The sequence below is a fragment of the Desulfobacca acetoxidans DSM 11109 genome (assembly GCF_000195295.1).
GTDB classification, from domain to species: domain Bacteria; phylum Desulfobacterota; class Desulfobaccia; order Desulfobaccales; family Desulfobaccaceae; genus Desulfobacca; species Desulfobacca acetoxidans.
In genome coordinates this window covers 2,489,951-2,504,886 of record NC_015388.1, presented here as the reverse complement: position 1 = coordinate 2,504,886, position 14,936 = coordinate 2,489,951, and the positions used below count along the sequence as shown (strand labels likewise).

Annotated in this window: 12 protein-coding genes, 1 pseudogene and 1 riboswitch; of the genes and pseudogenes, 10 read left to right on the top strand and 3 right to left on the bottom strand. The window is 53.7% G+C overall.

What is annotated here, in order from left to right; translation table 11 throughout:
• Nucleotides 1-7 precede the first annotated feature (7 nt).
• The 3 genes and pseudogenes from DESAC_RS11195 to DESAC_RS11185 form a co-directional block, all read right to left on the bottom strand.
• Nucleotides 8-958, bottom strand: a complete 951-nt coding sequence (locus tag DESAC_RS11195; RefSeq protein ID WP_013707185.1) for a histone deacetylase family protein — start codon at nucleotides 956-958, stop codon at nucleotides 8-10.
• A 147-nt stretch (nucleotides 959-1,105) separates the two neighbouring features.
• Nucleotides 1,106-1,909 (bottom strand): annotated as a pseudogene (locus tag DESAC_RS11190) (methyltransferase domain-containing protein).
• A gap of 197 nt (nucleotides 1,910-2,106) precedes the next feature.
• Entirely contained in the window at nucleotides 2,107-2,991 is an 885-nt protein-coding gene (locus DESAC_RS11185) for a metallophosphoesterase family protein (RefSeq protein WP_013707184.1), read from the bottom strand.
• 456 nt (nucleotides 2,992-3,447) lie between these two features.
• Here DESAC_RS11185 and DESAC_RS11180 point away from each other — a divergent pair, with 456 nt between their 5' ends.
• The 10 genes from DESAC_RS11180 (at nucleotide 3,448) to DESAC_RS11135 (ending at nucleotide 14,935) form a co-directional block, all read left to right on the top strand.
• Nucleotides 3,448-5,700, top strand: coding sequence for a CHASE2 domain-containing protein (locus DESAC_RS11180; RefSeq protein WP_013707183.1), 2,253 nt, complete (start codon nucleotides 3,448-3,450; stop codon nucleotides 5,698-5,700).
• Nucleotides 5,701-5,897: 197 nt separating this feature from the next.
• A complete protein-coding gene (locus DESAC_RS11175) occupies nucleotides 5,898-7,316 on the top strand; it encodes a cytochrome b6 (RefSeq protein ID WP_013707182.1) in 1,419 nt (472 codons plus the stop codon).
• Nucleotides 7,317-7,361: 45 nt separating this feature from the next.
• Complete coding sequence (locus DESAC_RS11170; protein WP_013707181.1) at nucleotides 7,362-7,556, top strand: hypothetical protein; 195 nt, start codon at nucleotides 7,362-7,364, stop codon at nucleotides 7,554-7,556.
• Between the two features lie 147 nt (nucleotides 7,557-7,703).
• Nucleotides 7,704-7,888, top strand: a riboswitch (cobalamin riboswitch).
• Nucleotides 7,889-8,139: 251 nt separating this feature from the next.
• Nucleotides 8,140-8,745 carry a cobalt transporter CbiM gene (gene cbiM, locus DESAC_RS11165; protein ID WP_013707180.1) on the top strand — a complete coding sequence of 202 codons (606 nt, stop codon included), beginning with the start codon at nucleotides 8,140-8,142 and terminating at the stop codon, nucleotides 8,743-8,745.
• Nucleotides 8,746-8,792: 47 nt separating this feature from the next.
• Nucleotides 8,793-9,641 carry a sirohydrochlorin cobaltochelatase gene (locus tag DESAC_RS11160; RefSeq protein WP_013707179.1) on the top strand — a complete coding sequence of 283 codons (849 nt, stop codon included), beginning with the start codon at nucleotides 8,793-8,795 and terminating at the stop codon, nucleotides 9,639-9,641.
• Between the two features lie 18 nt (nucleotides 9,642-9,659).
• Nucleotides 9,660-11,081, top strand: a complete 1,422-nt coding sequence (locus DESAC_RS11155) for a cobyrinic acid a,c-diamide synthase CobB (RefSeq protein WP_013707178.1) — start codon at nucleotides 9,660-9,662, stop codon at nucleotides 11,079-11,081.
• The gene (locus DESAC_RS11150) at nucleotides 11,078-11,716 is read left to right on the top strand and encodes a precorrin-8X methylmutase (protein WP_013707177.1); all 639 of its coding nucleotides are present in this window, start codon (nucleotides 11,078-11,080) and stop codon (nucleotides 11,714-11,716) included. The genes DESAC_RS11155 and DESAC_RS11150 overlap by 4 nt, the downstream gene beginning before the upstream one ends.
• Nucleotides 11,713-12,435: a precorrin-2 C(20)-methyltransferase gene (gene cobI, locus DESAC_RS11145; RefSeq protein WP_013707176.1), complete on the top strand. Its 723-nt coding sequence runs from the start codon at nucleotides 11,713-11,715 to the stop codon at nucleotides 12,433-12,435. Before DESAC_RS11150 ends, cobI begins: the two co-directional genes overlap by 4 nt.
• A gap of 101 nt (nucleotides 12,436-12,536) precedes the next feature.
• Entirely contained in the window at nucleotides 12,537-13,694 is a 1,158-nt protein-coding gene (locus DESAC_RS11140; protein WP_013707175.1) for a cobalt-precorrin-5B (C(1))-methyltransferase, read from the top strand.
• On the top strand, nucleotides 13,691-14,935 hold the full coding sequence (locus DESAC_RS11135) for a bifunctional cobalt-precorrin-7 (C(5))-methyltransferase/cobalt-precorrin-6B (C(15))-methyltransferase (protein WP_013707174.1): 1,245 nt from the start codon (nucleotides 13,691-13,693) through the stop codon (nucleotides 14,933-14,935). The genes DESAC_RS11140 and DESAC_RS11135 overlap by 4 nt, the downstream gene beginning before the upstream one ends.
• Nucleotide 14,936 lies beyond the last annotated feature (1 nt).

Below are 14,936 nucleotides of genomic sequence, written 5' to 3'. Positions count from 1 at the left end.
TGTAATTTTAAAGGCTATTCAAGACCCGAATATGATCAAAAACACAATCCTCCAAAACCTCCAGGTTATAGCCGCCTTCCAGCACCGAAATAATGCGACCCTGGCAAAAATCCCGGGCAAAAGTAAGCAACAGGGCACCCATAATCATATAGGCCTTATCGGAGAGGCGCAAACGGCTCATGGGGTCCCGGGCATGACCATCAAAACCGGCTGAAATCATCAAACAATCGGGTCTAAACTCTTCCAGGGCGGGCAGAACTTCTTCATCCATGACCTCTAGATAATCAGGATCGCGACTGTAAGCGGGAAAGGGAAAATTCAGCGTGTAGCCAAAACCTTCCCCTTTGCCCCTCTCGCTTTCCCAGCCCGTGCCGGGATAACAGGTGCCAGGGCTTTCATGCAGCGAGATAAAGAGGACCGTTGGGTCTTCTTCCAGGAGGTGTTGGGTGCCATTGCCATGATGAGCATCCCAATCGACGATGGCAATCCTGGCCAAGCCGTATTTTTCCTGGAGGTATTTGGCACCGAGGGCCACATTGTTAAAAAAGCAAAACCCCCGGGCCTGAGCCCGTTCGGCATGATGGCCGGCCGGACGCACTGCGCAAAATGCATTATTAACTGCTCCGTGCATCATCGCATCGCAGGCGGCAAATACCCCGCCCACGGCCAACCTGGCGATATTAAAAGATTCCCTACAGATGCCATTCTCGGTTTCATCCAGAAAGGGTTGGCCCTGTTGGCAGGCAGTCCGGAACCGTTCGATATATCGGTGATCGTGAAGCCTTTCGATCCAGGCCAGGGAGGCCTCATAAGGTTCAATGAGTCTAATCTGCTTTATTAAACCGGAAAATACCACCCGCCGGTGGATGGCCCGCAAGCGGTCCGGCCTCTCCGGATGTTTAGGTCCAGGGTTATGCAGGAGATAGCGTTTATCATAGACATAACCGGTTACGGACATGTTCCCTCCGGGAAATAGAAGAAAATGGAATTGGACATCCTTCGAGGAGAGGGTGGCAGAGGTTATGCGGGGGAGAGGATGAACCCCCGTTGTGAGTGGTGTCCGGTTTAGGGGCCTTTCCTCCTAATGCCCATATGTGCCTGTCCATTATTTTTTCCCGATTGCCTTGAAAAATGTGTAGCAGAAAACCCCATCGTCTTCGGTTGTTCGGTATAAAGCCCTAATACCCTCATCAAAGGTCTTTTCGTCAATCAAACCGGCTTCCACAGAGCCTTGGCGAATGCCTTCAATCATTGCCGTGAAGGTATTTTTGGTAAAGCCTTCGACAAGCAAAGGTCTGCTCGAATCGACATAAACCAGGCGCGGAGAGACGTGGATGGAACTGAACCCTACGGCGTTTAACAGAGGGTAGAGCTCTCTGCCGATATTGGCATTCCCACCGGCTCGCTTTTGGAGTTCGACTTGACACAGAATAGCCCGGCGCGCCGCGTCACTATCAGGATAAAAATAGGTCGAGCCATGATCTCCCTCGATGACCGTAATTGTACCACCAAGCTTGAGCAGGTTTTTCAGGCATTCCAGAGCCTTTCCCGGCATGGGCAGATGTTCCAGAACAAAACAGACAAAAATATGATCGAATGAATCCGGTTTAAACGGCAAATTAAAAATATCACCCTGTTGAAAGCTGACATTGGTGATGCCGGCTTCGGTGATTCTCATGCTGGCCTCGGCCAGCGAGCTTGCTGATATATCAATCGAGGTTATATGGGCGTCAGGGCTGTTAGAGGCCAGGGTTATGGTTTGGGCACCGACGCCGCAACCGGCCTCAAGAACCTAACATCCGGCCGGATAAAAGGTATCATAATGTAGTAATTCCGCCAGCGTTGAAGCTTGGTCACGCAATCGAATATTTTCTCTCTGGTTATATCCATGAACATATTTCACTTTAATAACCTCACTCTTCAATCTAGTTAGGGCCCACCCGGAAACTGCGGCGGTTCCTCTTGCAGCCCAGAGGGAAAAACGGATATCTGGTTTGCAGGGACGGGGTTACCCCGTTGCTACAAGGGATGCCCCCAATAATAAAGGACTTTCCGGATGGAGACTACTTAGAAAATGACTTTCATACATCTCCGCTCTTCGGATTTCTATCCCTCCCAGAGGCAATCGTGTCCCTTTATTGCGCCGTCACTGCTAATAGTCAATAGCAGCCAACCGCAGCCGGTTCGGTCTGAAGCCGTCGCCTCCCGCTGTTTTTGAGGGACACCCAGACGTACATCCGGCAGGGGCCAGGCCGTCGATCGCACTCCTAAAAACTGCAGATTTTTATGTTCTAAACCGATGTGTTGATGTACATGACCATGCAGTAAGATTACCCGTTGCCGCGCCTGAAGGAGGTCATGCACGGTTTCGGCGCCTTCCGTCCACCACTGCCAGGGGTGAAAGAGGCGATAGAGCGGGGCATGAGAGACGATGATCAAAGGCAGTTCGCATGGAGTTTCGGCTAATTCTGCAGCCAGCCAGTGATGTTGTGGGTGACTGATCTGAAAGAGGCCGGAACCGGCCTTCTGGCCGAAATGAACGGTGTTCAATCCGATAAAATGGACGCCTTTATGGAGGAAGGAAAAAGTGCTCCGGCCGAATATCTCGGTCCACAATGATCCCGAAGCAATCGGGTAGTCTTTTTCTCCGGGAAGCAGCCAGACAGGGGGCCTCAAAGAGGAAAAGAACTCTTTGGCCAGGGAAAGGGCCTTGGGATTGCCGTCGTGGGTCAAGTCACCCCCGAAAAATACCAGGTCTACCGGTGGTTCTTGACCGTTGATCTCCTCCAGGGCCAGGGCCAGGTGGCGGGCTGCAATAGAGTCGGGGTTGCCATCCGGCAGATGGGCGTCGGCTAGAAATGCCACCTTGAACGTTGTTGCAGACGATTCATCCTGCGCCGGAGCTCCAGACGGCCCAGAGGTCAACGGTATCCCGATGGCGTTGGCCGCCAGACAGAACCCCAGGTGTTTTAAAAAAAGACGACGATCCATAAGCCACCGCCTCCCGTAAATTCAGATGGATACCGGCTTATTAAGATTTTTTTGAGATTATAAACGTTTTTACCCCTGGTTTAAAGAACATTTGCGTCCAGACTCCTGAAACGAGCTGATCCGCAGCAATTCCCTTGCCGATTGCTCCAAAGATGAGATACAAATAGGTTAAGGTGATAAAATATTGCTGCCCAAGGGAGAGGCATCTCTGTCGCACAGTCTCTCAATTCCAATTTGGGATCGAGGTCAGGCCGCAATAGGTTGAATGAGTGGAGAATACTTTGAGCAGCAAAGGTTGGGACCTTCCTGCTTCTTGTATAAAAACAGTGAGCAGTGAGCCGTGAGCCGTGAGCAGCAAAAACATTATTGTGAGCAGCCGCCACGATTCTGTTTTTATGCTTCGTTGTGTTCGGCAGAACATGTGCACTTATAAGAACTCTTCAGAGCGGAGAGCTCATGAAAGATTTTCTGAAAAAGATTCTGCGCCCTAGCTATTTAAAGGTTACCCTCGGGATTATCATAATGCATTTGTTGGTAATGGCCTATAATCCCGCCTTTGTGCGCAACCTGGAGATGAAGTTTTATGATCTGATGTTCCAATTGCGAGGTCCTCGCAACCCGGGTCCGGAGGTGGCGATTATTGCGATCGATGATCGCAGCCTCAAAGCTATCGGTCGCTGGCCCTGGTCGCGGCGGCAGATCACCCGTCTGATGGAGGTGTTGCAGCAGGCCGACGCCAAGATCATCGGTTTTGATATCATCTTTGCCGAAAAAGAAGAGGAGACCGGGGTTGGGCTGCTTCATCGGTTGGAGCAGGAGATGGGTCGCCGCTCCTGGAAGTCGCCAGAGTTGCAACAGTGGATTGATAGGGAATATCAAAGTATTGATCCGGACAGCGATCTGGCGCAGAGATTTAAGGAATCAGACCGGGTTGTCCTGGGATATTATTTTCAGGGGCTGGAGACCCGCCAGACCGCCCCAGGCGCTTTTAGCCTGCAGATTTCCAAAGATATTATTAAATCATCTACTTATGATCTGGTGCGCTGGTCCTCAGCGCAGTGCATTCCCAGTTGGCTCATAACCGCCCAGGGGGTGGAAGTCAACCTGCCGCGTCTTACCCGAGCTGCGGCTGAAACCGGTTATTTCAACGCCGTTCCGGATGCTGACGGTTCGATTCGCTCCGTCCCCCTGGTCATTCGATACCAGGAAGATCTTTACGCCCCGCTGGCACTTTCTATTCTGCAACGGTATCTGGGCAATCCTTTGCTGCAACTAGTCATCTCAGAGGGTGGCGTGAACGGCATCAGGTTGGGTCGACACCAGATTCCAGTGGACGAACACGGCAGGTTCCGGGTTAATTTTCGGGGACCGGCCAGAACCTTCCCGTATTATGCTTTTGTTGACGTTGTCGACGGGAAGATACCACCTGAGACCTTTCGGGATAAGATCGTTTTGATAGGGGCCTCCGCCGTGGGTATTTACGACATTCGGGTAACGCCGTTTTCTAGCATCTACCCAGGGGTCGAAGTGCATGCCAACGTTATCGACAATATCCTGCGGCAGGATTATCTCTGGGCTCCGACCGGCCTGATCAACCCAGCCGCCTTGGCACTGGTTGCTTTGAGTCTAGTCGCCTGCCTGCTATTACCTAAGGTAAGGGCCTGGTTTGGTCTAGTACTCTTTATCACCCTGGCACTGAGCTATTTCTCTATCGATTGTTTTCTTTTTGCCAACAACAATATTTACTTACAGGTGATATACCCGCTCAACTGCCTAGCGGTCGTTTATGTTGCTCTGGGTCTGATGCGGTTCCTGGCCGAGGAAGCGGAGCGAAAGCGCATTAAAGCCGCCTTCCAAAACTACGTTGCCCCTGATGTTGTCAATATCATGCTGCAGCATCCGGAAAAACTCCACCTGGGCGGGGAAAAGCGGGAGATGACGGTGATGTTCTCCGATATCCGGGGGTTCACCACCCTCTCCGAGCGGATGGAACCGGAAGAACTGGTGGCGCTATTGCATTCTTATCTGAACCCGATGACTGAAATCGTTTTTAAACACAATGGTACCATGGATAAGTATATCGGTGATGCCATTATGGCCATCTACGGTGCGCCCTTAGCTTTACCGAAGCATGCCGACCAAGCCTGCCAGACGGCATTAGAAATGGTTGAGGCTTTAAGCGGCCTCTGGGAAGGCTGGCGGGCTCAGGGCTGGCCGGAACTGAGAATTGGCATCGGTATCAACTCGGGCTCCATGACAGTGGGGAATATGGGATCGCAACGCCTCTTCGATTACACCGTTATCGGCGATAATGTCAACCTGGCCTCCCGTTTGGAGGGCCTCAATAAATACTATGGAACCGCCATTCTGGTCAGCGAAGCCACCCAACGCCTTCTGCAGGATTCCTTCATCCTGCGGGAGGTGGACCGGGTACGGGTTAAGGGGAAAAAGGCTCCGGTGAGTATCTTTGAACTTCGCGGCCAGGGTCAACCTCAGGGAGTGGAGGCAGAACTCCTACAGACTTTTCAGGCCGGTCTGGCAGCTTTCCGGCAACAACAGTGGACCACCGCAACCGACCATTGGCACAATTGTTTGCGTCTAGTTCCCGACGATGGGCCGGCACAATTATTGTTGAAGAGGACCCAATCACTGGCACAGCAGCCGCCGCCGCCAGACTGGGATGGAACCGCCACCTTGACGGAAAAGTAAAGGAATAGATAATTTATCAATTAGTAATATTTATTGATAAAAAGTTTTGATACGTGATCCTATGTGGTATACTACTTCAATAGGCTGGATATCGGGTGTAATGCCTAAAAGCAACCCGAATAGGCGCTGCTTCCGAGGGTAGTATGGGGGGGTGAAGCATCGCTCTTCTTAGGCAACATTAGCAAGGAGGTGAGCCAATGAAGAATGGATATCGATGGGTGCTGGGACTTCCCGTATTAGCTGTGCTCATGTTTGGCCTTGGTGCTGGAACGGCGGTCACCAAGGAAAAGGCGGAGAAGGCTGCCACTCCGGCTTCCAGTTATTCTCCGGTAGTAATTAAGGAAGATTTCGCCGTCACCATGGAACGGATGAAGAAAGAGAAGCCCCAGATAATGAGCCGCCAGATGGATCTGCTCAAGAAGCGTTATGATTTGAGCCATAAAGCCGCTAAAGACGTTACCATGAGCCGGGGCAAGGCGGTTCAGGAAGGCGTTCGGGTAAATCTGCCCGACGGTATAACCTGGGAAAAGCTGGCCGCCCTGACCCCTGAGGAAATCAAGGAAAAAGGTCTCTGGCCGGCCGGGTTTCTGCCGCTGCCCCACCCGAATCATCCTGAAGGGGGGATGGTTTTTGCTAAATATCACATTGACGAGATCAAAAAGCAGGAAGGCCGTGATCTGACCAGGTTCGATCTGGATTTTGACCTGCCGGACCACTTCCTGCCGGAATTTCCCCCCGCCATGTATCTTACCACCCGCCCTGATCTGGGCGATGTAAGCCAGGGGAAAGTAATCACCCTGATGAACTACTATGAGCTATTCAACGGCATCCTCAATCCCAAGCAACTGGAGGGGTTGCGTCTGCTCGTAACGCCGTTCCCGCAACAGCAGTTCAACCAGACCGAAGACCGGCGCTCCGAACTGCCGAGCCGCGGGGTTACCTGTTTTGATTGCCACACCAATGGCCACGCTAATGGCGCCACCCACCTGGTGGGGGACATCCGTCCCCAGGAGTTCCGGCACCGTCTGGATATTCCAACCTTGCGAGGGGTGAATATTCAGCGTCTTTTCGGTTCCCAGCGGGCTCTGAAATCAGTAGAGGATTTTACCGAGTTCGAGCAACGGGCGGCATATTTTGACGGCGATCCGGTCATCGGGACCAAGAAGGGAATCAATATCCTAGACCGGGGACATCAGGTGCACTGTATGGCGGAGTTTCAGGAAATTCTGGATTTTCCTCCTGCTCCCAAGTTGAATATCTATGGCAAGTTGGATCCGAAAAAGGCTAACGATTCGGAGCTGCGCGGCCAGGAGATTTTCTTAAACAAGGGACAGTGCGCCGTCTGCCACCAACCGCCTTACTATACCGATAATCTGATGCACAACCTAAAGACCGAGCGGTTTTTCAAACCGCAGATGATCAACGGCCGCATGGCGAACATGGACGGTCCCATTAAGACCTTCCCCCTGCGGGGCATCAAAGACTCGCCGCCTTATCTGCACGACGGCCGCCTGTTGACTCTGGAGGATACCGTGGAATTTTTCAATCTGGTTCAAGGTCTAAATTTGACTGACCAGGAGAAGAAAGACCTCGTGGCCTTCCTGCGAGTCCTCTAATTAACAGAATTAGGGCTTGCGACTCAAGATGCAAAGGAGGATGTCATGGAAGAAAAAAAGACTATGGTCTGCACCTGTAAAAATTGCGGCAACGAGGCGGAAATGACCATCAAGTGCGAAGAGTTCATCGTGGGGACCAAGCCGGCCGAAGCTTCAGGGAAACCCGAAGCCGGGCAGGTGAAACGTACAATTGCATGTACCCAGTGCGGCAATGAAGCCGAGATGATCGTTGATCTGTAATTAATATAATAGTTCGGGGCAAAGGAGCTCCATGCCGTACTGCTCCTTTGCCCTATTACTAAATTCTGATCAAATCTCCGAATTGTCCGGCCTGATTTCCCGAGCCGGTAACTCGGGAAAATGTGTTGACAGGATCGGACCTCTCAGATTATAGTATGGCATCTGGGTACCCATGCGGGTTTAATAGGGAAGACGGAAGAGCCGTCGCGGTCCCGCCGCTGTAACCGGGGACGAACCCTGCTAAGGCCACTGTTTCCTTTGAGGGAAATGGGAAGGTGTAGGTATTAGGACGATCCGGAAGCCAGAAGACCTGCCCGGATGAATCTGGGTGGTGCGAAAGACACCAACCCGGGAACGGACCGCTCTGGACAAGCGCTCTCCGGAAATTAAGGACGAAAAAGCTGGGTTAATCCTTAAGTCCACACGGACTTAGGGATTTTTTTTTGCGGGGGGGGGCAATATGGGTCCACATGTGGGTGCACTTTGGCGTAAACCATTTCCCTGGCTTGGGGTTAATTTCTAAATGGCAATCAGCACTCGTAAGCTGATTGCCAAACGCCAAAATATTCTGAGGGGGCAGAACATGCATATTTCTGAAGGAGTTCTTAGTCCCGCGGTGTTGGGCGCGGGCGCCGCTTTGACGGCGGTGGGCACTGCCATCGGCCTGAAACAGGTTGACTATGAAGCCATTCCTCGGGTGAGTATCTTATCGGCCACTTTTTTTGTGGCTTCCCTTATCCATGTGCCGATAGGTCCGTCCAGTGTGCATCTGTTGTTGAACGGCCTTATGGGACTCTTGCTGGGTTGGGCGGCATTTCCGGCCGTTCTCATAGGACTCTTTTTGCAGGTCTTGCTTTTTCAATTTGGTGGGTTTACGGTATTGGGGGTGAACACCTTTAACGTCGCTGCTCCCGCAGTTCTCTGTTTTTATATCTTTCGGGACGTGCTGCGCCAGGAGGGGACTCTGGCAGTGGTGGCGTCTTTTGCCTGCGGGTTTTGCACCGTGTTATTGACTGCCCTGTTCACCGCCCTGTCCCTCATGTTTACCGGCGAGGGGTTTCTTACGGTAGCCAGATTGGTTGTTCTGGCTCATATTCCGGTAATGATTATCGAGGGTCTCTTTACCATGTTTGTCTTCTTTTATCTAGTTAAAGTCCGCCCGGAAATGCTAGAGAAAATATATGCCTAAAAATATTTGTCTTGAATCACTGAGTTAGGTTTTCAGGAAGCTAAAGTATGCAGACACCCATCGTTTTGACGGCCTTTGGGACCACCACGAACGCCTTTAAGACCTATGACTTTGTGGATACGATTATCCGGGAGGAGTTTCCCGGCCACGAAATTTTGTGGGCCTTTTCCTCCCGTATGGTCCTGGACCGTCTCAGGCACCGGAGAAAATTTGAAGTAAGGCATCCCCATGAAGTCCTTCAGGCCTTATCCGATAAAGGTCATACCTGGGCAGTGATTCAATCCATGCATCTGCTTTGCGGGCATGAGTTCTATCGTCTGTTGGAAGAGGTCAAACCTCTAGCCATTCGCACCAGTATCGGACTCCCTTTATTAAGTTCTTATGAGGATTACCGACAACTGGCTAAGTCATTTGATTTTAAGAATAATCTATCCGAAGGAGAAGCCCCGGTTCTGGTGGGTCATGGCACGGACCATCCATCTTGGGCCGCGTATCCGACCCTGGAAAGCATCCTGCGGGAGGTTCATGGGTCTGACTTGTATGTCGGGGTTGTGGAGGGATACCCATCTCTGAAACAGGTGTTGGAAGCAGTAACCGCAGCAAAATTTCGGAAAGTGAGGCTCATCCCGCTGATGTTGGTTGCCGGAGCGCATTTCTATGAAGACCTGTGCGAAGGAGAGGACTCATGGAAAACTGCCTTCGAGGGGGCCGGCCTAGAAGTGAACGTGGAAGCTCAGGGTATTGGCTTCAGAAAGGAAGTCATCCGGGTTTTTGTCGGCCATATTCGTGATGCTTTGGATGCCATCCCGGCATCAAACAGCCTGGCGACCAGAGTTTTAAAAAACCAGCAGCCAGAAAATCTTGGCTCTGTTCGGGTTTCGGGCGAAAATGGCTAGGGCTGCGAAGGAGACCTTTTGCCGAAAAAAGAGCCCGCCTGGGGGAGGTGTCCTTTCATCATGAGAGGTTTGGTAGTGGCTGGCACCCATAGCGGGGTGGGCAAGACTACCCTCACCCTGGGGTTATTGGCCGCCTGGCGACGGCAGGGAATATCGGTGCGGCCCTTCAAGGTGGGTCCCGACTTCATAGATCCAGGGCACCATGCCCAGGCTGCTAACAGCCTTTCTCACAATCTAGACGGCTGGATGCTTTCCCGAGAAGAAAATCTTCGCGTCTTCCGCCAGCACACCGGGACTGCGACAATAGCCGTTGTGGAAGGGGTTATGGGTCTTTTCGATGGCTACGATGGGAATACTGAGGCCGGCTGCACTGCCCAGATGGCCAAGTGGTTGGGGCTGCCGGTGCTGCTCCTGGTAGATGCCCGTTCCATGGCCCGCAGTGCCGCGGCCTTAGTGCATGGCTTTGCCACTTTCGACCGGGACCTCATCTTGGCCGGAGTAGTGTTTAATCAGGTAGGGAGCCCGACTCACCTAAGATATCTCCGTCAGGCATTAGAGCAGGCGGGGGAAGTCCGATGTTTCGGGGGCCTGCCCAGGGAAGTGGAACTGGCCATTCCAGAGCGCCATTTAGGGTTAATCACCACCGATGACCACCCCCTGAAAGAAAGCTATCTGGAGCGTCTGGCAGATTTAATCGAAAGCAATCTGGACCTGGAAGGACTGTTGGCTGTCCTCCCCGCATTGAGCCAGGGAAAGGCCTGGGAAGAAGGCCCGGTTTATTCCAGCCAGCCTTCCGAAGTGCGCCTGGCGGTGGCTCGTGATCGGGCATTCTGTTTTTATTATCCGGACAATCTGAAATGGCTGGCCCGGTGCGGCGCGGAAATAGTCCCCTTTTCGCCCCTGGATGATACGGACCTGCCTGCCGAAGTGCATGGCGTCTATCTGGGGGGCGGCTATCCGGAGCTTTTCGCCCGGCAGTTGAGCAGCAATCAGGCCATGCTCCGGATTATTCGAGAGCGGGCCGGGTCGGGAATGCCGATGTACGCCGAGTGCGGCGGTTTGATGTATCTTTCCCAGGAAATCCAAGACTTGCAGGGAGGGCGCCACGCCATGGCTAAAGTCTTGCCATTCGGTGTCCGGATGCTGCCTCGGCTCAAGACCCTGGGCTACCGGGAAGTTACGCTGGCGGCCGATGGCCTCCTGGGCCCCGCCGGGACGCGCGCTCGAGGGCACGAATATCACTACTCGGAGATGATCTCGGAACCAGTGGACCTGCCCCGGCTTTATAGACTTACTGCCAGAACCGGCGGCAAGTCCGTAGAGGAGGGCTATACCGTCAACCAGGTGTTGGCCAGTTACGTCCATCTGCACTTCGGGAGCAATCCAGAGGTTGCCTGGCATTTTGTAGGTCACTGTCGCAGGTTTAAGGAGAAAGCATGAACTGGTTCCCCCGACTTCCACGGGAAATTGAGGAGGAGAGTTTCCGCCGCATTGAGGCCCAGGCGGATTGGCGTAATCTAAGCCCGGAGGAATGGGCGGTGGCGCGGCGCATGATCCATACTACCGGTGACTTCGAATATTTGAAAAACGTGCGTTTTCATCCCCAGGCCATCGCGGCTGGAATAGCCGCCCTGCGTCAGCGACGTCCGGTGATTGCCGATACCCGTATGCTTCAAGCAGGGATCAGTACCGGCCGGCTTACCGGTCTGGGAGTTGAAATTATCTGTCTTATGGATGACCCAGAGGTGGTGCGTGAGGCCAAACGTCGTGAGATCACCAGGGCGGCGGTGGCCATTGAGCAGGCCCTTCCAAAGATATTCCGGGGAATTGTGGCCGTCGGCAATGCTCCCACGGCGTTGCTGCGTCTCCTAGAGCTCCTGGCTGCCGGAGCGCCGCCTCCGGCCCTTATCGTAGGTGTGCCGGTGGGTTTTGTCAATGCCGCCGAGTCCAAGGAAATCCTAAGCCGCCAGGATTGCCCATTTATCACCGTCCTGGGTCCGAAAGGCGGTTCAGCAGTGGCTGCCAGCATTATCAATGCCCTGGCTATTTTAATTCAGACAGAGAAATCAGCATGACTCGGAAAACAGGAACTCTTTATGGCATCGGCGTGGGACCCGGAGATCCCGAATTGATTACTCTCAAAGCCCTGAGGATTTTGGAGCAAACCCCGCACATTTACGCCTCTACATCAAGTAAAAACACATACAGTTTAGCCTTGAATATTGTCCGCTCCCATCTTCATGAGGCCAAGGTCGAACAGCTCCCGTTCCCTATGACTCGGGAACCTGAAGTCCTGCAGGAAGCCTGGGAAAAAAACGCCCGGCGGGTTCTGGAAGTGCTTACCACCGGATCGGATGCCGCCTTCATCACCATAGGTGACCCATTGACCTTTTCTACCTTCGGTTATCTCCTGAAAACCATCAAAGACTTTGAGCCGACGATCAGGGTCATCACTATTCCCGGAATCACCTCCTACCATGCCGCTGCTGCCCTCATCCATACGCCCGTGAGTGAAGGGGAGGAGTCTTTCCTTGTGGTCTCGGGAGCTCTGGGCGCCGCCAAACTCCGGGAGGCCTTGAGCGTAACCGATACTATCATCCTGCTCAAGACCTATCGCCACATTGACGAAATACTGGTATCCCTGGAGGAGATGGGACTCACGGACCGGGCCGTTTGCATCAGCCGCTGCGGCCTGGAGGGCGAAACCGTAGTGCAGGATATCCGCAGCCTTAAGGGACAATCCTTGCCCTATCTCTCTATGATGGTTATCAAGAAGAAGGGGAAATATTTTTGATCATAGCGTCCAACGCCATGAAAAATTTAGAAATTTGGCCGCCATACAGGGCGGGGGTAGGTCGACTTTGGGCGGCAAGGGTTTTTTTGCAGGAGGTCCGGGTGCAAGGCTTAAATCATCCTGAGGAAAATGGATCGGTCAAGCTGCCCGGACGGCGTCGGCAGCTTAAGGTGGGTTTTTCCACCGGCACCGCGGCCGCCGCCGCCGCTCAGGGCGCCTTGCGGGAATTGCTTGGCCTGCCCTGTTCCGAAGCAGTGGAGGTTAGTCTTCCCAAAGGCGGGAAATTGACCGTCCCCCTGCTTAGCCATGGTAGCTACGGTTCCCGGGGCGAGGCCCTAGTGGTCAAAGACGGCGGGGACGACCCGGACGCCACTCATGGGGCGGTGATCGGTGCCCGGGTCTGGTTTTCCTCTGCAGATTGTCAGGAGTCAGAGACTTTCCGGGGGGGTGAAGGGGTAGGCCGGGTGACCAAGCCCGGACTGCCTGTGGCCGTCGGCGAACCGGCCATCAATCCGGTGCCCCGGCGCATGCTGCATCAGACTACGGCTGCCATACGGCAACTGGCCGGTAATAATCTACCCCTGAGGTTTACCGTGGAAATTTTTGTGCCCCAGGGGGAAGAAATCGCCCGCCACACACTCAATCCCCGGCTGGGAATCCTGGGGGGGATCTCCATTCTGGGCACCACCGGACTGGTCAGGCCCTTTTCCCACCAAGCGTATCGGGCGACCGTGGTGAGCGCCCTTAAAGTAGCCCGGGCCGTGGGACTTACTGGTGTTGTCCTCACTACCGGTGGCAAAAGCGAGGAGTATCTTAAGAGAATTATTCCCCATCTGCCGGAGGAGGGCTTTGTGCAGATGGGGGACTATGTGGGTTTCGCTCTGAAGACTGCGGTTAGGCTGGGATTCAGCCACCTCACCATAGGTGCCTTTTTTGGCAAGGCCTTGAAAATGGCCCAGGGTTTCAGCCATACTCATGCTTCCCAGGGGTTGGCCAACTTTGGAGAATTGGGCCGCTGGACCGAAGAAATCACCGGTGATTTCCTCCTGTCCCAAGCGGTGGTCCAAGCCAATACTGCCCGACAAGTTCTGGAAATGCTTCCGGAAGCACATAAAAAGGCAATGGTGGCAGAGGTGGGTCGTCGGATGCTGGCGGCCCTCCGGAAACTCGCTGGCCCCGGCCCCGAACTTGCCACAGTGATATTAGATCTCGACGGTCTTCCACTTTTTTGGCGAGACAGGGTGAGAGGATCGTCATGATCCCCGTCCAGGTGGTGGGTTTGGGGATGTCGTTAACCGACCTTACCCTCCGAACCCTTGATATCATCAAAGGAGCCCAGGTGCTGGTGGGGGGCAGGCGTCACCTGGCTTATTTTCCCGAACATCCTGCCGAAAAGATCATCTTGGGGAAGGACCCGGAACATGTGATTCTCAAACTAGGTGAACTGGCCCAGTATCGGCAGATAGTGATCCTGGCCTCAGGAGATCCCAATTTTTTCGGTATAGGCCCAATGGTGGTGCGTCTGTTAGGACCGGAAAACGTGAGAATTCACCCTAATATCACCGCAGTTCAGGCGGCGTCGGGTCGTCTGCAAACGGCCTGGCAGATGGCCCAAGTGGTGAGCCTGCACGGCCGGGGTTGGGAATCCCTCGATGCCGCCCTGAATGCGCCTGGCTTGTGGTTCATTTATACCGATCCGGCTCACGCGCCTGATGCTATCGCCCGACGCCTGCTAAAATCCGGGCGGATCGAAGCCCGGCTCTGCGTCCTGGAAGACTTGGGTCTGGAAACCGAACGATTTGCCTGGATGAGTTTGGATGAAGCGGCAGACAGGACCTTTTCCCCATTAAATATAGTGGTGTTGGATTTAATATCCGCTCCTTTCAGGAACCGTCAGGGTCGCCTCCCTGGAAAAGACCCGATGTTCCATCTGGGTATGCCGGAAGAGTTTTACTGCCCGGAACGAGGCTTGATTACCAAGGCCGAGGTGCGGGCCGTAGTTCTGGCGAAGCTCGAGCTTTATCCGGGCCAGGTGCTCTGGGATATTGGCGCCGGCACCGGTTCCGTGGGGTTGGAGGCCAGTCTCTTGATCGGTCGGGGACGCATCGTGGCCGTGGAAAAGAACCCGAAGCGCGCCGCCCAGATCACTGCCAACCGGGAAAAGTTACAGGTGGATAATTTCGAGGTCATCTGCGGTAGGGCTCCTGCATGTCTGGCCGTCCTGACTCATCCTGACCGGGTGTTTATCGGCGGCGGGGGCGTGGATCTGGAAGATATCCTCTGTGAGGTTCTGTCTTGCCTACGGCCGGGCGGCAAAGTGGCTCTCACCGCTACCCTCCTCGAAACTTTGGAAAAGGCCCGAAAGATTTTGCTCCGTGAGAATTATCTGATAGATATTATTCAACTTCAGGTCAGCCGGGCTCAGCCCTTGGCAGGGGGATCTTATTTACAGACACTGAACCCCGTATGGGTTATCACCGGTTCGGCCCTGGCGAGGTAAG

Bases quoted from the DNA above. Each gene is read 5' to 3' on its own strand.
- DESAC_RS11180 (WP_013707183.1), top strand. From the start codon at position 3,448: ATGAAAGATTTTCTGAAAAAGATTCTGCGCCCTAGCTATTTAAAGGTT.
- DESAC_RS11135 (WP_013707174.1), top strand. From the start codon at position 13,691: ATGATCCCCGTCCAGGTGGTGGGTTTGGGGATGTCGTTAACCGACCTT.
- DESAC_RS11170 (WP_013707181.1), top strand. From the start codon at position 7,362: ATGGAAGAAAAAAAGACTATGGTCTGCACCTGTAAAAATTGCGGCAAC.
- cbiM (WP_013707180.1), top strand. From the start codon at position 8,140: ATGCATATTTCTGAAGGAGTTCTTAGTCCCGCGGTGTTGGGCGCGGGC.
- DESAC_RS11175 (WP_013707182.1), top strand. From the start codon at position 5,898: ATGAAGAATGGATATCGATGGGTGCTGGGACTTCCCGTATTAGCTGTG.
- DESAC_RS11160 (WP_013707179.1), top strand. From the start codon at position 8,793: ATGCAGACACCCATCGTTTTGACGGCCTTTGGGACCACCACGAACGCC.
- DESAC_RS11185 (WP_013707184.1), bottom strand. From the start codon at position 2,991: ATGGATCGTCGTCTTTTTTTAAAACACCTGGGGTTCTGTCTGGCGGCC.
- DESAC_RS11195 (WP_013707185.1), bottom strand. From the start codon at position 958: ATGTCCGTAACCGGTTATGTCTATGATAAACGCTATCTCCTGCATAAC.
- DESAC_RS11150 (WP_013707177.1), top strand. From the start codon at position 11,078: ATGAACTGGTTCCCCCGACTTCCACGGGAAATTGAGGAGGAGAGTTTC.
- cobI (WP_013707176.1), top strand. From the start codon at position 11,713: ATGACTCGGAAAACAGGAACTCTTTATGGCATCGGCGTGGGACCCGGA.